This is a genomic window from Leptospira noumeaensis (genome assembly GCF_004770765.1).
GTDB lineage: Bacteria > Spirochaetota > Leptospiria > Leptospirales > Leptospiraceae > Leptospira_A > Leptospira_A noumeaensis.
Genome location: NZ_RQFK01000011.1, coordinates 18,535 through 39,885, shown reverse-complemented (window position 1 = coordinate 39,885; position 21,351 = coordinate 18,535). Strand labels below are relative to the sequence as shown.

Genomic DNA, 21,351 nt, shown 5'->3' with positions numbered 1-21,351 from the left:
AGTATTGTCGATAATTAAGTGATAGAAATCTATCACAAAATTGAGAATTTCCCATTGGTTTTAGGCAGTTACATATCCTTTCTCACCCGATTTCGGGTCATTCTAACCCTACTCATCGTTGGTTTTAGTTGGTCTTCTGTTTTGGCAGATAAGATCCGGCTAAAATCAGGGGAAGTACTGAATGGAAAGGTCGTGAACGTGACGGCAACTCATGTGGAGTGGCAAGACCAAGGAAAACGTTATAAATTTTTAAATGCAGATGTTCTAGGGATTGATGTGGGATACGACGGCCTCCCGGTCTGTGCCGATTATAAAACCTTTGGGGTGGAAGACTGCGACCTTGTCCTTACCAAATTAAATAAAACAAGCGCTAGTTTTTCCAAAAAAAGTAGTCCCTTAGAATTAGAAGTCATTCCAATCAAAAAAATCTCTACTTTAAGAGTCAGTGCGGAATCCGGATTCCCAATGGAAAGATACATCGAACCAGGAGTTAAAGGTAAATGGGTATTTGGAGATAAGGAACTGGTTGGAAATTTCAAAACCTTGGAACGCGGAAGAATCATCATCGAAACGGAAGCGAAAACATTGGAATCTGTAGATATTTTGGACTTTAAATCTTTTGAAATCCAAAACAAATCAGTCATTGTCAAAGTGATCAAAGAAGAAACTCCCAAGGTCATTCCCGGTTACTCACCCATAACCGAAAAAAAATATGGTAAGGCTGCTTTTATTTTTAGCGGTGCCCTCCTTTCCGGCTTAGGAATGTTATACGAATACAATGCCTCTGTAAATGCAATCAACAATGATATGGAATACATTCCTACTTCCGATGGCAGGGTTTTTATTTTTGCCAACACTCTAAATACAGATCGTTATGATTTCCATAGACAAAGGTTTCTTATGTATTCTGTCGCGTTTACTTCCATCATCACATATAGTTTGATTGATAGTTTTTATTTGGGAACCATGGAAACTAAAAAGGAAAATGCACATACAAATGCAAATGGAGTGTATCTAAAACCATTTTTAGACATGAAACCGAATACAAATGTTTTTGGAGCCGCTAACACTAACCAGTTCCAGAAACCAAATGAAAGTTTGTTTTATGGATTTAGTTTTGAATCAAAATTTTAAATTTTGATCAAACCAATGCTCGACGTAAAAATAAATTTTTAAAGTTTTGTTTGAATCTTAGGAAATGCCATTTGAAAAGAAATTGAAATGGGATTTCATCCAATTGACACATAGCCCCACAATTTCCTTCTTCGTTTTCCTTACACCAAAGGATGGTTCCAGATAGGCCAACAAAACAATCCAAACCAATCCAAAGATCAAATTTCACTTTTGTGTTTTCGGGATACATTTGCGAAGTTGGAAGATAAAACATATTGGCCTGGATATGAAAAATTGCTGAATTTTCTTCTGAATCCTTTGTATGTAAATCTACAGAACTAAAGAGAGGAACTGCAAGCATTCGGTCCCTAAAAAAATAAGGGTTCAAAACACCTGCAAAGAAAAACATAAAAGATAAAACGATAGGGTAAATGAAAAAAAGTGCAAAATAATTTTCGATGGCTAGATCGGGAAATTTTTGTGAAATCAGATGGGGAGAATCATATAGAAAATAAACGGAAAAGATTCCTGGTACCAAAAAAAATACAGTGAGAATGGTGTGTCGAAGGTTTGGGTATTGTAAAAGTCGAATTCCGTCTGTAGAGATATGTTTTTGAATGTTTTGAATCCAACCTTCATGACGGTTGTGGCGGCTTAGAATTTCATATTGTTCCATAGTCATATTCATTAATTTTAAAATATGTCCCGGAACAAGAATCCTTGACTTAGCAATGGTAAGTTCAAGTAAAAAGAAAAGCGAAAGGATACAAATCGGAAGCGCAAAAAGTAAATTAATTTCTTGAGAGAGAGAGAGATTATAAAATCCATGGATTGCCACACAGACAGAAAATCCGAAGGTCAATTTCCCCCATTTAAAAACAGGATTTTTATGAAATAAAAACATCATTAAGTAAGCGCCGATAATTCCTCCATTCATCATATGGATGGGAAGTGCCGTGATGGAACGAAGGACTTGAGACCAAAGACCTGTGTTAATAAAATATAAAATATTTTCGACAAAACCAAAGCCACCACCTAACACGAGGCCGTAAAAAATTCCGTCTGTAACTGTAAACTCATCTTGATTCTTTCTGAAAAATAAATAGATCCCTAGTAGTTTGGCAAACTCTTCCACAAAAGAAGATAAAAAAAAGGCAGTCCAAATTGGTCCACCACTCGGAACGAGTTGTAATAATCCCGCTTGTAACCCAATGGCAACACCGGCGCTAAAAAAAGAAAAGGCGAAGGCAGTGTATTGCAAAAAGGATTCGGTATATCTGTAAAAATGAAACCGGTAAAAGGAATAATAAAAACCTAAGGTTAAAAAATTGATGAGAAAAATGACCAAGCTGGATAGCGAAATTTGACTGATCATTTAATATGATTAACGGCTAAAAAACCCTGAAAATCAATGAGAATTGCTGACGAATCGGCAATTAAGTCAGACTTTTTACTGCCTTTCTAAGCCCTTCAATGGTGAGTGGAAACATGGAGATCACATCTTCAATGGCCTCTATCGTTGGCGCCCCCCAAAAATGTTTTGGTTCGGGATTTAACCAAACTGATTCAGGAAAGTATCCGACTAGTTCTTTGAGAGATTCGAGTCCACTTTTTGCCTTTCTTTCTTTTTCATTGGGATTGGCGCGGTTGTAGGCATAAGGATTGTAAGGTGTTCCCATCAGTTCATAGGGTGCCATATAAGCATCACCAACAAAGATCAGTTTTGTGTTCTTTCGAAATTTTTCTTCAAATTGTTTGAGAGAGATTCGGGTTTGAAATTCGTGATCCGCATAGAGATACTCATGAAAGATATTATGGAAAAAATAATTATGAACTTCTTTGAAATGATAAAGACCACGACTGGCACTAAATAGTTTGCTCACCCGATCGGAATGAGGGGTCATACTCCCTCCAATGTCCATAATGAGAACGAGACGAAGGGAGTTTTTACGTTCTCTTTCTTCGATGAGTTCTATTTCGCCTCCATTTTCACAAGTCCGATCAATGGTTTTGTCCACATGGAGTTCCCTTCTTCCTTCCTTTTTTAAAAACCGAAGTTCTTTTAAAGCAAGTTGGATGGATCTTGTATCGAGAATTTGGTCTTCACGGTACGCTTTGTACTTTCTTTCGTTCCAAAGACTAACCCCCGAACGACTCCCTTCTCCTTCCGTATTCCCACCAAGAGAAATTCCATTCGGATTGAATCCTGAATTTCCAAAGGGTGAGGTGCCAGAAGTTCCCACCCATTTGTTCCCTCCGTCATGGCGTTCTTTTTGTTCAGCCAATCGTTTTTTTAATTCTTCAATCACCTCTTCCATACTCAAATGGGGAGCATTGGCTTTTTCAGAATCGCTTAAGTGTTTGGGAATGTTTTTCTCTAACCATTGGAATAGTGTGTCTCTAAATTGGATTCTTTCTTCTTTCCAACTTCCAAAGGTTCTAGTAAAGGCAATGTCATAACTATCATAAAACTTTAGGTCTTTTGCAAAATTGAGTCTTCCCACGCGGTACAGTTGATCCAAATTCATATACCCGGAAGGATCTGTGAGTTTTCTTACGCTGGCTAAGAACGCAATGAGTTCTCCCGTAGAACAAGGAACAGTCTCTCGGCGCAGATTGTAAAAAAAATCTAAAAACATATTAGTTCAAATGGACTCGGTAATCTTCTTCTGATTTAAATAAAGAACCTGCAAAAGGAATTTTACTGGAATCCAAAGTTTCTCCAGAAACGAGTAATACTTGGATCCAATCTAGAAGTTCGCTTGTGGAAGGTTTTTTCCTTAAACTTTCGATCCGACGAATGGAATAAAACATAGCGAGAGCCTTTTCCATAAATTCAGTTTCAATCGAAGGATAATGGGCTTTAATGATTTCTTTCATTGCTTCCCTTTTCGGAAATTCAATGTAATGGAAGATACATCGTCTGAGGAATGCATCGGGGAGTTCTTTTTCGTTATTTGATGTGATGATGACGATGGGTCTTTCTTTAGCGATGATATGTTCTTTGGTTTCTGGAATGAAAAATTCCATTTTGTCTAATTCTAAAAGTAAGTCGTTTGGAAATTCAATGTCTGCCTTATCAATTTCATCGATTAAAACTACAGCCTTTTCATTTTGAGAAAATGCTTCCCCGAGAGCACCCAACCGAATGTAGTTTTTTACATCTCTCACTCGGTGCATTGCTTCCTCTTCTGGAAAACGGGAGTCGTTCAAACGAGAGACAGCATCATAAAAATAGAGCCCCTCTTTGGCAAGACTTGTGGATTTGATATGCCATCTGTAAAACGGAAGTTTTTTCGTTTCCGCAAGGTAACTCGCGAGGAGAGTTTTTCCCGTTCCTGGTTCTCCTTTGAGGAGGAGCGGTCGTTTTGTAATTTCTGCCACTTGGACCGCTTCTTTCAGATCTTCGGACAGGATGTAATCAGCCATGGTTTCTACCTTTTGGACTCCAATCTTTTCGGAAAAACAGGGGAATCCACTAAAAATTGCTTTTTGTAAGAAATTGAATTCCCATATTGAGGAATTGGAACGATAGTAAATTATGGGCGATTTTGATAATACGAAACGGGCGATTGGCGTAGGGAAACTGGACGATTCCGCAAGAAAGGATATGTTCAACAAGTTTGTCAGTGCCGGAGGTGAGGTTGTAAAAGAAAAACAACCCCAAAGGGAAGAGGACAAAAAGAACCGTCCGGAACCCAAGGTGCGAACGAGTACGGTCTCTCGAGGTAACGACGAGGGTCGTTCAGGCAGTCGGGGAGGAAACCAAAACAAATCCGATTCCAATCCTTCAAAATCTCAAATTGATTCCAAGGCCCAATACGAAAAAGAGATCAGTAGTTTCTCCGCTAGGTTCGCAGTCAAACTCAAATGTTGGCTTGCTCGGGTCACACCTTTCGGAACCAGTGACCTCACGCCGAAATTTATGCATGACTTTAGCATTCGCGCTAAACAAGCATTAATCGAATTGCAATACAGTGGGAATGAACTTTTAGCCAACCAACAATACTCACCACAACTCAGTAAAGCACTTGACCGAATCAATCCTCTCCTTGTGGAACTTCTTGCTATGGGACAAAAATTGTATAATGGTCCTGAGTTAACAGATATTACAGATCCGATAATGGTGGCTCCAGAATCACCTGTTGCCATTGAACGAGTGAAAGGTCCTATTTATGCACTTTTTAAAAGGATGTACATCCTTTATCCTTACCAAGAAACTTTAAAAAAATCATTTGTCCAAGCTTATGATGAATTACAAAAATTAGAAGGAAAACCTTCTCTCATTTATGCGAATAAAAAAAGAAAGGTCACCCAAGAAATTGACACTCTTTTTGAAGGATTTTTTGACAGATTGTATCTCGTGGTTCTAAGAGGGGAAAATAAAAACATTCCGCTAATCTCTCGTTATATGGAAAATCTTCTAGGAATTAACCCAGAAGATAGACCGGGACAAAGAAAATCGGGAGAAAATGTTCCTGGTGGAAAACCATTAGAAACAAAAGAAGATAAAAACGAAGAAACGAAGGAAGAGGATAAAAAAGAGGAAGAGGTTACCTTATCCAAGGAACAAGCATATGGTTTGCGTTTAATGCAAATGTATTCCATTCCAAAACTTCGTAAAAAATTTGATCCCAAAAATGAATTTGCTCATATTCCTGATTCGGACAAAGCCTTACTCGCCCTATTCTATTTTTACGAATTTGATGATGAATATTCTTTTGTCATGACCACCAAAAAAATTGATATCAAACCCGGTTCGGTTAACGGGGTTAAGGTGGATTACCGTCAAAAAATGTTGGATATTTATGAGGGAACACGAACCATCATTGACCAGTTCCGCATTTACAACGATATCATTAGAGAATTAGATAAACACAAAGCAAATCCCGGTGCCAATTATATTGAAGCCTCAAAAAAACTAACAGGGATTGAACAAAAACGCACAGGCCAGTCAAGAACAGTGCGAATGGCCATCAAAGAATTCAGTTTAAAGTCCAGGGATTCCCTTCTAGTTCTTATCAAAGATATGAAAGGCAAAAAGGAAATCGTAGCAAATATGAATGATGTTTTGACCTTGGATTCGATGGAGTCGCGCAAAAGGTTAAATAAAAAACCAGTCAAACAGTGCATTATGGAATCCTACTGTTATTTGATGGCTCTTTATGATCGCATCGAAACGGGAGATCTTTTTGGAGGTCTTGTGGAACTCACACCGGAACAAATGAAATCATCATTCGGTGTTGAATTGAATACAACGGCAGAAGCCAATGATTCAGAACTTGCCAATTTAGAAAAGGATGCTCTAGAACCTAAAGCTTCCAAGTTAGAGGAAGATTTGGATAGTGTCGATTCTTCTGATTCGTCCCTTTCTAGTGAAAAAAATGACAGTTCGGATGACCCTTTGGATGATGACATAATACCAACCGGGGATCCCTTTTAATGGCAGTCATCAAAATCGCAATTTACCAAAAGAACCTTCACAAACGCATTGGCTCGGAAGAAATTTCTAAAATCCAACAAACAAAGGCCCATTTTTTACTTTTGCCAGAAGGTTTTCCTCATTTTTTTCAAGGAGAAACTCCAGAAATTGCCTCCAAACATGAAAAGGAATACCAAGACCAATTACTTGAAATTTCTGAAAGTTTTTCTGGTGTTATTTTAGGTGGAACTCACTACCGAAAAAATGAGGAAGGAAATTTGGTTTCAGCCCTTCCCATTGTCCAATCCCTAGTGCTCGTTGATTTTTATGAAAAAAAATCGCCCTCGCAAAGTAAAGAACCAGGTGTAGTGAAAGGAAAAACGGAATCCATTTTTATCATGGGAGGATTACGATTTGGACTACTTGTGGGTGAAGATTTAGAAAACGAATCCATTTGGGATGAATTTAAAAAAGAAGATATTGAAATCGTATTTTATCTCTCAAATGCTGAAGAAAAACGATCTTATGAAGAAGACCTAACCTTCTTTGAATCACTCGCAAAACAAAAATCCATCCATTTAATTCGTGTTTGTGGCCCCACAGAAGGGAAACCAGCAAGAAGTCTTTATGCCTCTCCCTCTGGAATCAATTGGAAAGTGGGAAAATTAGAGGAAGATAAAGATGTATTAAAAACTTTATCAGTCAATGTGATGAGAAGTTATTTATTATAAACTACTGGAAAGGAAAATCAAACCACTTAAAATTTCTGTTTTTTCGTTTTAAGTGGTCTGTCGTAAACAAGAGGAAGGAATTATTTTTTATCTAGTTCTTTCCAATCCATAGTCAATAGTAGAATCACAATTCCTATGGAAACACAAGAGTCTGCCACGTTAAAGGCAGGCCAACGGTCAAAAAGTAAAAAATCAGGCCATTCAAAGTCTAAAAAATCCACAACTCCAATGAATTCGATTCCAGGTTTTTCCGGAGTGAATCCAAATCGAAACCCAACTCCTGGGATTTTAACAAAAAATTTATCTAAAAAGTTTCCAAACGCACCAGCCATTACAAAATTCCAACCCCAGGCGTTTCCTAAATCAGCATTTTGCCAACGGTAGAATATTAAAAAAATGATGGCAAACCCTGTTGCAAAAAGAGAAGGAAGTGCATTGTTTTGAAAAAGACCAAATACAAAACCAGTGTTAAAAGTTAATGAGAGTCTAAAAAAATCACCTAACACGGGAATGCTTTCATGAGCTAACATTTTTGTTATGATGACGTATTTGGAAGTTAAATCCAAAAAAAGTCCAAATGCTACAAAAGCAAGGTATCCTGGTTTAAATACTGAAAAAAATGGGGTTTTAGGTAGATTCATAAATTAGAGAGAGTCCGTTTATTTTTGTTTCCAATACTGCAAACTTGATTTGGCAAGTGACCAAAAACTAAGTCCTGATAGTATATAAAATAATATGCTTGGTTCTTTCCAGAATTTTTCCGAATAATACATTCCGAAAAAGAAAAATATCGAACCCAAGGCACCAAAGGTAAATATTTCTTTTAAGCGAAGTTCTTCCTTTTTGGTTGCGTCGGGAGCTTGGAACTCACCGCGGTTCCATTTGTATAAAAATTCATTAAATTCCTTGGGTAAAGAAAATAGACTGGTGATAAATTCCTCTCCTTCATCTTTCCAAAGTTTTTTTAAGGAACTGCCTTTTAAAACTATTTGTGAAAATGGTTTTTCAGCATAATCAATCATAGACCGAGTGGGATCCAAATACGAGAAATTTCCGAGTAACAAAGCGAGTACGCGGTGTAAACTTAAAAAATTTGGCGGAAGTTTTAAGCTAGAAAGAAGCCGTTTCAAGCTCACTTGGATTTCCTTTAAAAAACGAAGGTCTTCTGTGGGACGAAGTGTATCAAAACCAATGTTTCGAAAGTGATCCGTAGAATCCAAAATTCGATTTAGTTTTTCTAGGGAATATTTAACTATTTGAATCAGTTCCTCTTTGGACAATGAATCGGTAACAGCACCCAAATCAAATAAGGATTCTGTAATCGAGTGGTAATCTTTTCGCATAGCACCGATTAGTATTCTTTCTAAAATTCGAGTTTCTTCTTCTGAGATGGATTGAACCGCACCAAAATCAATAAAACAAAGTTCTCCCGTTTCCATAAAAATAAGATTCCCTGGGTGAGGATCTGCATGAAAGAACCGGTAATCAAAGATCATTAAAATATAGGCTCTGATGAGTTTTTCTAAATGGGGATTCTTTTTTGTGTGAGATTCGGATAAATTCAATTCATATATTTTTTTTCCCTCTACAAACTCTGTGACTAATGTATGTTTGTTACAAAGTTCCTCGATGGGATTTGGAAAAAAGAAGTCTTTTTCTAATGCAAATAATTGTTTGGTGTATTTGAGGTTTTTTAGTTCGCTACGAAGGTCAAGTTCGGAACGAATCATTATGGTGAGTTGTTCGCTAACTTCTTTGGCTGAGATTTTAAATACAAACTGATCAATGAGCCATAAAACGCGAGACAATGTTTTTAAATCTCTAATGGCATCTTCTTCGATTCCGGGATACAATGTTTTGATGGCTACTTTTTTGCCGTTGTAAAAACCAATATGGACCTGGGCGGTTGACGCACTTGCATAAGAGATTCTGTCTAAATCGGTAAAAATTTCAGACATGGATTTTTTATAATCAAGAATCCAACGTTTGTCGATATCTGCGAAATCCCTAGGTGGAATTTTGTCTTGTAAGTCTTGGAGTTCCCACAAAAATTCTTCCGGTAAAATATGGAATAAATTACTAACAAACTGGCCAATTTTGATGTAAACGCCACCTAACTGAAAGAAAAGATTTTTTGTTTCTTGCCCCTTTCTTTTTAAAAATTGAATCCTAAGTGATTCATAATTTGTTTTACTTCGAAGTTTTTTTTTGATTTTTGTTAGAACTAGGTATTCAAACCAAGTGCGAAGTACAAAAGAATAAATAGAGATAGACCTGTTTTTTTTCGAGTTCATCGTTTTCGCCTATAAATGGATTCTATTAAATTTAGAATCTCAACATTGTCAGAGATTGTTCCTTCCATCGTTTGTTTTTTGCCACGGATAACTTGGAAGATTTCATCATAAATTCCTATAAATGCATTGGAAGTTTCTGGATTTGGAAATTGTTTTGGCGCGTAAGGAACCAAACTGCGAAACCCTTTGTATAATTTAGAAGGTTCGGACTTGTAAAATTCAAATCCGTCATTCGAACAGATGATCCGGTGCGTGTCTGTATGCAAATCCAGTTCAAATTGAAAATAGTCCCTTTCTCCAGAAACATCTAAAAACACTTCTACACCCGTTTTAGTTTCAAACCAGGCGACGGCTCGTGATTCAATACTTCCCTTTTTAGGAATTTCTAATTTAGCATCTACTAATTTGGGTTTTCCTAAAATCCAATGGATGAGATCCACTGCATGTGTTCCATCATGTAGGAGTGGCCCTCCTCCTAATTGGGAAAAAGCAAGGCCAGGGTTTTTTGCCGATGTAAAGACTGAAGCACGAATGGATTTTAGATTTCCAAAAGTACCTTTTGTTAGGTGGTCTTTCACAAATCTGTAACTTGGGTGGTAACGCCTTTCATGGTTGATCCAAATTTTTGTTTTGTGTTTTTTTGCCGCTGTTTGGATTCGTTTGGCTCCCGATTCCGATAAAGCCACTGGTTTTTCAATGAGTAAATTGGGGATCCCAGAATGGATGCAGTGAAGGGCCCAGTCTTCATGGTATACACTGGGAGTGGATATGACAGCTAGTTCGATCCCGTCCGGCAATTTTGTGTTTTTTGGAACAGACGGAATGGTTTCTGTTTTGGCATTCCAAAGGGAATGAAAACGATCGGATTGATTTTCTTTGCTGTCGAGGCCTAGTACAAACTCAAACCGCATCCTGCCCCATTCCGACTGTAAAACCCCCATGTGTGTGCAGGGTTTTTTTCGAAAAGGATCCGCTTCCAATCCGGAACAAATCCGTCCTAGACCGATCAGGATGGTTTTGATTTTGGATCTTTTCATTTATCTTTTTCTTCCAAATCTTTCTTTCTGAAAGAAACTGGCGTAGAAGCTATGATCGCACCATTTGAATATTCCCTGTCAACTATTCTAAGTTTGTTTTCTAAAGACTTACATTGGGAACGGAAAGAGAATCCAAGATTTGATTGGATCACAACCTCCTCAGGGGAATCAAAACCCAGGACTTTGTTTGTACCTTTACAAGGGACAAGAGATGGGCATGAATTTATTCTTGATGCCCTCTCGAAAGGTGCTTCCGGATTCCTTTGCGAAAAGAATCATCCCATCTTAAAGGAACTTTCCACTTCCGAACGTGCAAAGGCCATTATCGTTCCAGACACATTGCAGGCATTAGGAATTCTTGCCAATTACCATAGGAAACGGTTTCAACCGATTGTTCTTGCTGTCACTGGGTCTTCGGGTAAAACCACAACAAAAGATTTGTTAGGTGGACTTTTCGGTTTTTTAAATTCTAAATCTCTGGTGGTTACGGAAAAAAACTACAATAATGAAATTGGGCTCCCTTTTACCCTCTTTCGAATCAAAGAAGAAACAAGAGTTGCGATTTGTGAACTGGGTATGAACCACCGGGGGGAAATCGACCGACTTTCAAAAATTGCCGAACCCACTCATGCTCTCATTACAAATATTGGATCTGCCCATATTGAAAATTTAAAATCCAGGGAAGCCATTGCAGAAGAAAAAATTGATATCATCAATGGAATGTCAAAATCTTCGGTACTATTTGTTCCTGATGATTTAGATTTTTTAAATCGGGCCAAACTCCGAACCAAAAAACAAAACATAAAATTAGTAATTTGGAATCATAAAAAAAATCCCGACCTAAAAGTGAAAAAAAAGGAAACGAATGGGTTTCTTTTGGAATGGAAGGAAAAAACAATCCAATGGAAACTTCCAGGTGAAAAACTTCTGAGTAATGTGCGCGGAATGTTTGCTGTTGGCCTCCATTTTCGAATTGATGTAGACCAAATCTTAAACACCATTCAAAAATACAAAAGCCCTGACAAACGGTTGAATATCAATCGAGGGTATTATACCATCATTGATGATTGTTATAATGCCAATCCAGAATCTATGTTATCCAGTATTGGAGCCGCTGACCAATTTGCAAAGAATCAAAATATTGTTTGGATCCTTGGATCCATGAAGGAACTAGGGAAATTTTCCAAGTACTACCATGAACAGGTAGGAAAAGAAATTCATTCTTTAAAAAAGGGAATCTTACTTGGGTTTGGCGAAGAAACAAAAGCTATGGTAAAAAAAGTTCCGGGCGCTTTGAATTTTACGGATGTAGAGGAACTCATTTTATTTATCAAATCAAACATTCCCAAAAAATCGGTAATTCTTGTGAAAGGTTCTAGATCGATGAAAATGGAAAGAATTGTCGCAGCCTTAGAAAGATTTAAGGGTTGATGAAGAAATGCCTTTTCCTAAATTACACGTATGCCTACAAATCTACCAAAAGTAGCTGTCATTATGGGATCTCATTCCGATTGGGAAACCATGAAAGAAACCTGTGATATTTTGACAGAGTTTGGAATTCCATTTGAAAAAGAAATTGTTTCTGCACACCGCTCGCCAGAACGAATGGTAGAGTTTGCAAAACAAGCAAAACAAAATGGATTTGGTGTGATCATTGCTGGTGCTGGTGGTGCTGCCCACCTTCCTGGAATGACAGCGTCATTAACCACATTGCCCGTATTAGGTGTTCCTGTTCAATCCAAGGCTTTGAATGGAATGGATAGCCTACTTTCCATTGTCCAAATGCCAAAGGGAGTTCCCGTGGCAACACTTGCTATTGGAACGAGTGGTGCAGCAAACGCAGGTTTACTTGCGGTTCGTATTCTTTCTGTATTGGATTCTTCTTTACATGAAAAATTGGAATCTTATGCAATCAAAAATCGAAACCTGGCTCTTTCAAAAAATAGCGAACTCATTTAAAGAGAAAAAATATGAAAATTGGTGTTTTGGGATCTGGACAACTTGGCCAAATGATGTGTTTGGAAGCCCTTCCTCTGGGTTATGATTTTCATTGTTACTCCCCAGACAAAGAATCTCCTTCCGCGAAAGCTGGTGCGATTGCGACTGTGGCCTCTTACGAATCATTATCTGAAATCAAAGAATTTCTTTCCAAAGTGAATGTTTTAAGTTTTGAATTTGAAAACATTCCCAAGTCCACATTAGAATTTTTAGAAACTGAATCCAAACAAACTCCAATTTTCCCACCTCCAAAAGCTCTTATCATCGCCCAAGATAGGTCTCTGGAAAAAACGCATTTCCGAAAATTAGGATTTCGAACTGCTGAATTTTTTCACCTAACAAAGGATACGTCAAATTTTGAAATCGCTATTCCCTATCCATGGATCATCAAAACTCTAAGGTTTGGTTATGATGGGAAAGGTCAGGTAAAAATTGCCGATCAAACAAAATACAAAGAATTTTTAGCATCCGCTTTTCCAAGGGGAGAAGAAGAATATCTTGTTGAGGAAGTCATCTCTTTTCAAAAAGAAATTAGTATCATCCTCACACGTTTTCAAAATGGAGAGATTGTTTGTTATGGTGCTGTGGAAAATGAACATAAAAACCATATTCTAGATCTTTCAATTTATCCTGCGAGAATTCCCACGGCTTTAAATTTGGAAGCAATTGAAATGGCCTCCAAACTTGCAGATTCTTTGGATTATGTGGGAACTTTAGGAGTAGAATTCTTTTTAAAAGACAATCACTTGTATCTAAATGAATTTGCTCCTAGACCACACAATACGGGGCATTTCACTCAAGATTGCCAGAGTCTTTCTCAATTTAACTTGCATGTATCCGCCATTACAGGAAATCTTCCCCCAACAGACGTTAGACCAAAGCCAACTCTAATGAAAAATATTCTTGGAAATGATTATGAGGAAAGTTTGGTTATTGCAAGAACTCTCTTAAAAGATGATAGATACCAATTACATCTTTATGGTAAAAAAGATGCTAAAATCGGAAGAAAGATGGGACATATGAATTTTAAGGGAAGTTTAGAGGAAGTAAATCCCCTCTTCCATGATTTATAATTTAGGGTTTTCTTTTAATAAGTGAAGGCCCCAGTCTCTTACATTACCGGCACCTAAACAAAGTAATAGATCATCTTTTTTCAATTTGGATTGGATGATGGAAAGATCCAAATCCATCTCCCCTTTTAGAAATTCAGTATGTTCTTTATCTAAAAAAGGAATAAAAGACTCATGTGTGATTCCTGGAATTGGAGTTTCGCCTGCCGAATAAATCGGTAAAAGAAAAAGAAGGTCGGCATTTTCCAAAGACTTGGCTAGTTCCTTAAGTAACAACTCTGTACGGGTATAACGATGTGGTTGGAAAAGTACAACGAGCCTTCCCTTAGAATTTAATTTATTCTTAAGAGAACGAATCACCATTTCAATTTCTGTGGGATGGTGACCGTAATCGTCCATTACTGTAATCCCCTTCCATTCCCCAAGTGTTTCTTGTCTACGTTTCACTCCAATATACCGAGAAAGAATCTCTGCTGATACTTTGGGAGACACTCCTGCATTGTATGCACCTACGATTGCCACAAGGCCATTGGTGAGATAATGGACTCCAGGGTATGGTAAGTGGAGCGAAATTTTTCCATCTCCCGGAAATTCAAATTCCAAGCGATCCTCTTCGATTTGATAAATAACAGACGTAAGTTTATCCAGTAAGTTTGTTTTTAAGTTTAGGAACCAATCTGATTTTGTATCTTCTAAATCTAAACAAAGGTAAAGTCTGAAATTAGGATGGATGGCAGTATTTTTTGTTTTGTGAAGGAGCACATCCCGAATTCCTGGATCTGATGCATAAAGCACAGTGGTTCCTTCCACTCCAAAACCCATGTAATCAAAAAAAGCATCTTCTAAACGTTCGCGAGTTTTATAATAATCTAAATGGTCGTTATCGATATTAGTAAGAAGGCGAACTTGTGCTTTATGTTTTAAAAAAGTACCATCGGATTCATCAGATTCATAAACAGCAAACTTCCCCTCTCCCATTTTTCCCCCACGTTTTTCTAGGAGGCTTGTATCGCCACCAATCATAATGGTGGGGTCATACCCTTGTTCCGAAAGGATTTGGGAAACCATGGTTGTTGTGGAAGTTTTGCCATGGCTACCGGCAACAGAAATTGACTTCTGATTGGATACCAAAAGGTGCATAAATTCAGATCTATGTTTGAGGAGGATATTTTTTTCTTTAATTTCATCAAACACTTGTTTGTGTTTGTCATTAATGGCAGAACTGTATACAACCATCTCCATTCCCTCAAAGGAAATTTCTGAAATTTCGTTTTTAATGATGGCTCCGCGTTCTTCTAAATACTTAGTTGTATCTGAATTTTTTTGATCATAACCAAAAACAGAAAGTTTTAAGTCGAGAGCCATATGGGCAAGGCTCGACATCCCACTACCACCAATTCCTAAAAATAAAATCGGACCTTTCATCGAGGGATCACTTTAATCTTTATCAGTAAAAAAATACGAAACGGTTTGGTAAGCTGCATTCACATTCGAAAGAGCTAAGGATGTATGACCCATCTCTCTTAAAATTTCAGAATGGTCTTTCCACCCGAGTAAAATTTGTACAAGTCTTGTTGGATCTTCCGATGTGGAATGAATGGTAACCGCAGCACCTTGTGATTCGATATAATTGGCATTTTCTTTTTGATGATTGTCTGCAGCAAATGGATAAGGAATGAGAATCATAGGAAGACCAAATACCAAACATTCCGCAAGAACTCCCGCTCCAGACCTTGCTACCACAATATTGGCCCATTCATAATTGGGTTTCATATCATTGGCATAAGAAATGATTTCTGCATTCCCGGAAGATTTAGATTTTGTTTCTTCATACAAAGAAGTTCCAGTGAGCAATCGAAACTTGTATTTCGATGCAATCTCTGAATTCTCCATAGTTTTTAGAATCATTTGGTTGAGTTGTCTCGCCCCTTGAGAACCGCCCAGAACAAGTACATTCACTGTATTCTTTTTGCCCTCATGTAAGTTTTCGTTTTGGCGGATATTTAAGTGTTCAGGGATCACACGTTTCCGTATGGGATTTCCGATTGTTTTTCCTTCAATCGCATAACCAGCACTCAATGGAAAACTAAAGGCAATTTTTTTAGAAAAACGAGAGAAGATACGAGTGATTTTTCCTGGAACACAATTTTGTTCACAAAGATACAATTGTTTGCGAAAAAGAATGGCATAGAGGATCGAAGGAAGACTGGAATACCCTCCCATCCCAATCACCGCCCTTACTTTTAACCTGTGAAAAAGAAGGATGGTTTTAATAAAAGGAAAAAGAAACAAAAGTGGATAAACTAGCGTTTTTAGACCACCTAACTGAGGCACATTATGCCAAATTACTTCGCATGGAGGATTCAAAAGATCCGGATTGTCTTTGTTACGAACTAGAGAATGTAGATAAACTGCATCAAATCCAAAGGAAGAAATTTTCTCTGCCAAAACTTCGGCAAGTGCAACACCAGGAGATATATGCCCACCGGTTCCCCCGGCTGCAATCAATAAAGAACCACTCATAATACCAAATTCTCTTTACTTGTGATGTTGGCAAGAATTCCGAATAGGATAAAAATTGTGATGAGTGATGATCCCCCATAACTTAAAAACGGAAGGGAAATTCCAGTCACAGGTACAATCCCAGTGATGACAAATAAATTCAATATGGTTTGGAATCCAAAAAGGATCAGAATCCCCGATCCGAGAAAGAACCCGAGTTTGTCTTTTGTGCGTAGGAGTAAAAAATAAATCCTAAGGAATAGAAAAACTACGGCGGTTAAAAATACAAAAAACCCTAAAAAACCAAAATCTTCAACAAAGGAAGCCATCACAAAGTCAGTGTGGCTATAGGCCAAATAACGATGCGCATAACCGGAGCCGACGGGACGACCAAAACTTCCCCCATCAAAAAATGCACGAAAACTAGTCACAAGTTGGTGGCCTTCATCAAATCGAAATTTATAAGGATCAAGCCAAATCTCTAAACGTTTTTTCCTGTATCCCACTTGAGTGACAAGAACGACAAGTAGAGGCAATACGGAGGCACCTAAAATAAAGAGTCGTTTCATGGGAAACCCAGCAAGTAACACAAAGAAAAATAAAACAAGCAGGAGTTCGATTGTCGTCCCAAAGGCAGGTTCTATCACAATCAAAACTAAGGTGGCAAAAATTAAAAGAACGGAGACAATTTTTTTCCGATCCCATTTTACTTTTTTGAAATCAAAATTATAAAAAAAATAAGAAGAAAAAAGCAAAATACTAATTTTTGAAAATTCGGATGGTTGGATTTGAATCCCACCAATTTGGATCCAACGATTGAAACTCCTTCCATAACTAGTTCCCACCGATTTTCCAAGTCCGGGGATAAAAACAGAAATTAGAAGTAACAAACTAAAAACAGAAAATAGGAAAGACCACCTAACTAAAAATTGGTATGGGATTTGGCTAAAAACTAAAAAACTAAAAATGCCAATCATTCCCCATAACAATTGTTTGTTTAGATAATAATTGGAATCAGAAAACTCTCTTTCCGCCGGAATGACAGAGGCGCTGTACATCACGACAACACCCATTCCAAAAAGAAAAAAAATTCCATACAGAGCTGGCCCATCAAACCTCGAAGTTCCAAATCGAAAGAGGTTTTGAATCGACCTATAAATTTCCATTCTTTCTGTTTGACCTTGGTCGACTATTGTATCTTCAGAGTGGATAAAGTGATGATGGCAAGGATAATTCCAATGATCCAAAATCGAATCACAACCTTTTCTTCGGACCAGCCAGACAATTCAAAATGGTGGTGTAAGGGAGCCATCTTAAAGATTCGTTTGCCGGTGAGTTTGAATGATCCCACTTGCAAAATCACACTGACTGCTTCTGCTACAAAAATCCCCCCAAGGATCACAAGGAGGATTTCTTTTTTTAACATAATGGCAACAAGACCGAGTGTGGATCCAAGAAACAAAGAACCGGTATCACCCATAAATACTTGGGCTGGATGGCAATTGAACCATAAAAATCCAAGTAAGGCACCAGAAAGTCCCGCAAGGAAAACTGAATACTCATGGGAACCCGGTAGATAAGGAATGTGTAAATAGTTTGCCGCTGATGGAGTACCTGATACATAAGAAATGAGAGCAAAAGTTGCAGTCGCAATTACAACCGTACCTGAAGCCAGTCCATCAAGTCCATCGGTAAGATTGACTGCATGAGAACTACCAATGAGTACGATGATGGCAAAAGGAACTGCGAGTAGTCCCAAATTCCAAACTGGACCTTTGACAAAAGGTAAAAACAAATCGGTGATTGTAAAAACAACACCTTTAGTCGCAATTGTATTGGATTTCCCAGTAAAATAGAAATAGAGAGTGGTGATGGAAACCGCAAAGAAGATGGTCACAAGAAATTTGGTTCTTGCTCTCATCCCTCCCTTGATTTTTTTTACGGACTTCATATAGTCATCAGTAAATCCAAGGCCTGCAAATAAAATGGCTGAAATTAGTAATAACAAAACATTTAAGTTAGAAAGATTTCCCCATAACAAAGTAGAGACGGTCAGAGAAAGAATCATGATGAGTCCACCCATCGTTGGAGTCCCCGATTTTGCTGCGTGGGACTGAGGACCGTCGTTACGAACAGACTCTCGAAATTTTAAAGAGAGAAGAAAAGAAATCAATGCCTTTCCAAAAAGAAAGGTGATGAACATAGAAGTAAGGCCCGCCATCATTGCCCTTAGCGTAACATAACTAAATACTCTTAAAAAACCGTAATCGTTTCCAAACGATTCATAAATCCACTGGAACATTCTATTTCCCCTATCGACTAAATCCTAAATTTTGAAAAGCATTCTCTATTTCTTCGAAGTCTACAAATTTTGTTTTTTCTTTTCCGATGATTTGGTAGGTTTCGTGCCCTTTTCCAGCTACTACCAAAATCCCATCTCGTTCCAAAAGCGAAACTGCCCTTTGGATTGCTACTCTGCGATCAGTGATTTTTTCATATCGTTTGAAACCACGCGAAAAACCGGCTTCTATTTCATCTAAAATGGATTCTGGATTTTCTGTTCTAGGATTATCAGAAGTAAGAATGACAAAATCGGCTAATTTTTCTGCAATTTTTGCCATTTGCGGACGTTTGGTGCGGTCTCTATCCCCTCCACAACCAAAAAGGCAAATGATTTGTTTGGGAGAGATTTCCACACAACTTTTTAAGATATTTTCTAAGGCATCAGGAGTGTGAGCATAATCCACAACTGCAATTCTTGATTTGTCCGGATACGGAACCACATGAAACCTACCGGGAACTGTGGGAATGTTCTCCAAACAAGAAATTACTTCTTCCCAAGGGAATCCAAGTTCATAAGCAATCGCAAGTGCGAAAGAAGTATTAAAAACGTTAAAATTTCCAAGGAGATTGGTTCGGATCGAACGAACTTCTACAAAGGGTAAGTTTTTAGATTTTTTATGAAACCTATATTCACTATGTAATAACGAAAGTTTAGTGTTTGAGAAATTGAATTCACCTGCTTTTCCAAAGATATAAATCGGAGATTTTAATTTTGCCTTTTCGATTCTTTGGATCATCTCGGATCCAAAAGGAACATCACCTGCAACCAGACCAAATTTGTTTTTTATTGAAGATTGTTCTAATAATTGAAAAATTTTAAACTTACTTTCAAAATAATCTTCCATATTGGAATGAAAATCCAAATGGTCTTGGGTGAGGTTCGTAAATCCAGCACAAGTAATTTCTAATCCAGCAACTCTACCGAGTTTTAGTCCATGGCTACTCATTTCCATAAACACATATTCGATTCCTTCTTCTAACATTTGTTTGAGGAGAAGGTTGAGAGAGGAAGCATCGGGAGTTGTATATCCTGATTCTAAAACTCTATCCATAATTTGGATTTGTACGGTTCCGATAAGAGCCGCATTTTTTCCGACTTTTCTTGCTAGGTGGAAAAGGATAAAGGTTAACGAGGTTTTTCCGTTGGTGCCTGTGATCGCCACAATCTTCAGTTTTTTGGCGGGATTTCCTGCAAGTAAGCAGGCTATTTTCCCATGTGCTTCTCCCGCTGGATCTTCTGTTTCAAGGATCACTGGAAAGGATTCCAATCCTTTTAATTTCAAATGGCGTTTGGATACCAGGACAACCTTCACACCAATTTCTTTGGCCATCACCAAAAAGGATTCTTGTCTTTCTATGGAATCTTCTGGTAAAACAAAAATATCCTTTGGTTTTAGTTTGCGACTGTCTCCCCAAATATAATCCACTTCCAGAGAGTTATCCCCTTGGATGAGTTTGATTTCGGGGATTCGTTTGATGATTTCAGATAATTTCATTATTTGTTTTTGGGATCCAAGTTGGGGATGGGCGGGAGTTCGATAGTTACCGTTCGGTTTCCTAAACTAATGGGTAAAAATTGGTAGGTTCGACGATAGAGAGTTTCGATTCGTTCGGCGGAGGTATAAGCCACGATTCCAATTTTTAGTTCATCGTTTTTACGTTTTAGTTCTTCTTTTGTGGAAGTTCGTTCGTGGATTTGTCTAGCGAGTTTTGCTTTGGTTAGGCCTTGCCAGACAACAAAATAAAAGAAGATAAGAAAGGGAAACAAAACCAAAGCAGGTTTTAGCGGAGAAAAAAAATCCAGAATTTGCCCCGGAATGTTCCCTATTTTTCCTTTCACTTTTCCCATCTCTTTTTCAATATCGGTTCGATTTTTTGAATGCCTCTTAATTTTGCAGACCGAGAGGCACGGTTTTCTCTGATTTCTGTGTCTGTTGGGAGGATCGGTTTTTTTGTCAAAATTTCAAACTGGTCGTTTGCTTTTAGGTCTCGAAAGGTCCATTTCACAATTCGGTCTTCTAAAGAGTGAAAGGAAATGCATGCAAAAACTCCTCCCATTTTTAAACAAGAAGCAATCGTTCGAATTCCTTTTTCAGCGTGTAACAGCTCTTCGTTGACTTCAATTCGAAGTGCTTGGAAGATCCTTGTGGCGGGGTGTGATTCCTTAGGCCAAAACTTTCTAGGAATGGATGCCTCAACTAGTTTGACAAGATCCGTGTTGGTTTCAAATTTCTTCTTATGCCTCGACTGTACAATGTTATTTGCAACTTTTAAGGCCCAACGTTCCTCTCCATATTCCCAAAACACTTTTTTTAAATGGAGGACTGTGCTGTAATTAACTACATCAGCGGCAGTTTTCATTCCCACCTGGGGTTCCAGTCTCATATCTAGGGGTTCCTCATTTTTAAAAGTAAACCCACGACCCGAATGTAAAAAATGAAAAAGTGAAACACCTAAGTCAACGAGGGCACCGTCAAGTCCAGGGCAACCCAAAGATTCCAAAAGTTCATTGTCTACTTCTGAAAAATTCATTTGGAAAGGATACACCCGGTCAAGGGAACCCACCACAGATAAAATTTCTTTTTTAGCTCGTTCCAACATGACAGAGTCACGATCAATCAAAATGAGTTTGGCATTAGGAAAGGTCTGTAAGATGAGTTTGGAATGCCCACCTTCACCGGCAGTTCCGTCAAGGAACCACAACGGTTCAGGGTTTTCCGTTTTTTGTAGCAAATCGATGACTTCTCTGGGAAGTACGGGAATATGAGGTGATTCTGACACTGTTACTTTCTTACTGTATACCTGTCAAAATCCTTGCAATCCTTTAATCCTTTAGGGAGA

The 21,351-nt window shown here is 38.0% G+C and carries 19 protein-coding genes; 6 read left to right on the top strand and 13 right to left on the bottom strand.

Annotation, left to right across the window (positions count from 1 at the left end; genetic code table 11):
- The first annotated feature begins 18 nt into the window (after positions 1–18).
- Positions 19–1,134 carry an LB_137 family protein gene (locus EHQ24_RS03320; RefSeq protein ID WP_244310282.1) on the top strand — a complete coding sequence of 372 codons (1,116 nt, stop codon included), beginning with the start codon at positions 19–21 and terminating at the stop codon, positions 1,132–1,134.
- Positions 1,135–1,141: 7 nt separating this feature from the next.
- Here the strand turns inward: EHQ24_RS03320 and EHQ24_RS03315 are convergent, their stop codons facing one another.
- From EHQ24_RS03315 to EHQ24_RS03305, 3 genes are all read right to left on the bottom strand, one after another.
- Positions 1,142–2,488 carry a PrsW family intramembrane metalloprotease gene (locus tag EHQ24_RS03315; protein ID WP_135600285.1) on the bottom strand — a complete coding sequence of 449 codons (1,347 nt, stop codon included), beginning with the start codon at positions 2,486–2,488 and terminating at the stop codon, positions 1,142–1,144.
- 61 nt (positions 2,489–2,549) lie between these two features.
- Positions 2,550–3,752, bottom strand: a complete 1,203-nt coding sequence (locus tag EHQ24_RS03310; protein ID WP_135600284.1) for a VWA domain-containing protein — start codon at positions 3,750–3,752, stop codon at positions 2,550–2,552.
- Between the two features lies 1 nt (position 3,753).
- Positions 3,754–4,542, bottom strand: coding sequence for an AAA family ATPase (locus tag EHQ24_RS03305; RefSeq protein ID WP_135600283.1), 789 nt, complete (start codon positions 4,540–4,542; stop codon positions 3,754–3,756).
- Between the two features lie 112 nt (positions 4,543–4,654).
- Here EHQ24_RS03305 and EHQ24_RS03300 point away from each other — a divergent pair, with 112 nt between their 5' ends.
- Positions 4,655–6,556 carry a hypothetical protein gene (locus EHQ24_RS03300; RefSeq protein ID WP_135600282.1) on the top strand — a complete coding sequence of 634 codons (1,902 nt, stop codon included), beginning with the start codon at positions 4,655–4,657 and terminating at the stop codon, positions 6,554–6,556.
- Positions 6,556–7,266 carry an amidohydrolase gene (locus EHQ24_RS03295; RefSeq protein WP_135600281.1) on the top strand — a complete coding sequence of 237 codons (711 nt, stop codon included), beginning with the start codon at positions 6,556–6,558 and terminating at the stop codon, positions 7,264–7,266. Before EHQ24_RS03300 ends, EHQ24_RS03295 begins: the two co-directional genes overlap by 1 nt.
- Before the next feature lie 80 nt (positions 7,267–7,346).
- On the opposite strand, the gene EHQ24_RS03290 is transcribed toward EHQ24_RS03295, so the two are convergent.
- From EHQ24_RS03290 to EHQ24_RS03280, 3 genes are read right to left on the bottom strand one after another with little or no spacing between them, the layout of a single operon-like run.
- The gene (locus EHQ24_RS03290; RefSeq protein ID WP_135600280.1) at positions 7,347–7,907 is read right to left on the bottom strand and encodes a lipoprotein signal peptidase; all 561 of its coding nucleotides are present in this window, start codon (positions 7,905–7,907) and stop codon (positions 7,347–7,349) included.
- 18 nt (positions 7,908–7,925) lie between these two features.
- Positions 7,926–9,560 (bottom strand): ABC1 kinase family protein, encoded by a 1,635-nt coding sequence (locus tag EHQ24_RS03285; RefSeq protein ID WP_135600279.1) that lies wholly within the window; start codon positions 9,558–9,560, stop codon positions 7,926–7,928.
- Positions 9,557–10,597: a Gfo/Idh/MocA family oxidoreductase gene (locus tag EHQ24_RS03280; RefSeq protein ID WP_135600278.1), complete on the bottom strand. Its 1,041-nt coding sequence runs from the start codon at positions 10,595–10,597 to the stop codon at positions 9,557–9,559. The genes EHQ24_RS03285 and EHQ24_RS03280 overlap by 4 nt, the downstream gene beginning before the upstream one ends.
- A 51-nt stretch (positions 10,598–10,648) precedes the next feature.
- Between EHQ24_RS03280 and EHQ24_RS03275 the strand changes: the two genes are divergently transcribed.
- The 3 genes from EHQ24_RS03275 to EHQ24_RS03265 are packed head-to-tail and all read left to right on the top strand — an operon-like array spanning position 10,649 to position 13,668.
- Positions 10,649–12,028 (top strand): UDP-N-acetylmuramoyl-tripeptide--D-alanyl-D-alanine ligase, encoded by a 1,380-nt coding sequence (locus EHQ24_RS03275; protein ID WP_135600277.1) that lies wholly within the window; start codon positions 10,649–10,651, stop codon positions 12,026–12,028.
- A 30-nt stretch (positions 12,029–12,058) separates the two neighbouring features.
- Entirely contained in the window at positions 12,059–12,556 is a 498-nt protein-coding gene (purE, locus tag EHQ24_RS03270) for a 5-(carboxyamino)imidazole ribonucleotide mutase (protein WP_135600276.1), read from the top strand.
- A gap of 11 nt (positions 12,557–12,567) precedes the next feature.
- Positions 12,568–13,668, top strand: a complete 1,101-nt coding sequence (locus EHQ24_RS03265) for a 5-(carboxyamino)imidazole ribonucleotide synthase (protein ID WP_135600275.1) — start codon at positions 12,568–12,570, stop codon at positions 13,666–13,668.
- Here EHQ24_RS03265 and murC read toward each other — a convergent pair.
- From murC to rsmH, 7 genes are read right to left on the bottom strand one after another with little or no spacing between them, the layout of a single operon-like run.
- Entirely contained in the window at positions 13,663–15,090 is a 1,428-nt protein-coding gene (murC, locus tag EHQ24_RS03260) for a UDP-N-acetylmuramate--L-alanine ligase (RefSeq protein WP_135600274.1), read from the bottom strand. The genes EHQ24_RS03265 and murC overlap by 6 nt on opposite strands.
- A 12-nt stretch (positions 15,091–15,102) precedes the next feature.
- On the bottom strand, positions 15,103–16,188 hold the full coding sequence (locus EHQ24_RS03255; RefSeq protein WP_135600273.1) for a UDP-N-acetylglucosamine--N-acetylmuramyl-(pentapeptide) pyrophosphoryl-undecaprenol N-acetylglucosamine transferase: 1,086 nt from the start codon (positions 16,186–16,188) through the stop codon (positions 15,103–15,105).
- On the bottom strand, positions 16,185–17,333 hold the full coding sequence (locus EHQ24_RS03250; RefSeq protein WP_135600272.1) for an FtsW/RodA/SpoVE family cell cycle protein: 1,149 nt from the start codon (positions 17,331–17,333) through the stop codon (positions 16,185–16,187). The genes EHQ24_RS03255 and EHQ24_RS03250 overlap by 4 nt, the downstream gene beginning before the upstream one ends.
- A gap of 23 nt (positions 17,334–17,356) precedes the next feature.
- Positions 17,357–18,469 (bottom strand): phospho-N-acetylmuramoyl-pentapeptide-transferase, encoded by a 1,113-nt coding sequence (gene mraY / locus EHQ24_RS03245; RefSeq protein WP_135600271.1) that lies wholly within the window; start codon positions 18,467–18,469, stop codon positions 17,357–17,359.
- Between the two features lie 10 nt (positions 18,470–18,479).
- Positions 18,480–20,006: a UDP-N-acetylmuramoyl-L-alanyl-D-glutamate--2,6-diaminopimelate ligase gene (locus tag EHQ24_RS03240; RefSeq protein ID WP_135600270.1), complete on the bottom strand. Its 1,527-nt coding sequence runs from the start codon at positions 20,004–20,006 to the stop codon at positions 18,480–18,482.
- On the bottom strand, positions 20,006–20,359 hold the full coding sequence (locus EHQ24_RS03235; protein ID WP_135600269.1) for a hypothetical protein: 354 nt from the start codon (positions 20,357–20,359) through the stop codon (positions 20,006–20,008). Before EHQ24_RS03235 ends, EHQ24_RS03240 begins: the two co-directional genes overlap by 1 nt.
- Positions 20,347–21,291 carry a 16S rRNA (cytosine(1402)-N(4))-methyltransferase RsmH gene (gene rsmH / locus EHQ24_RS03230; protein ID WP_135600268.1) on the bottom strand — a complete coding sequence of 315 codons (945 nt, stop codon included), beginning with the start codon at positions 21,289–21,291 and terminating at the stop codon, positions 20,347–20,349. Before rsmH ends, EHQ24_RS03235 begins: the two co-directional genes overlap by 13 nt.
- Positions 21,292–21,351: the final 60 nt, after the last annotated feature.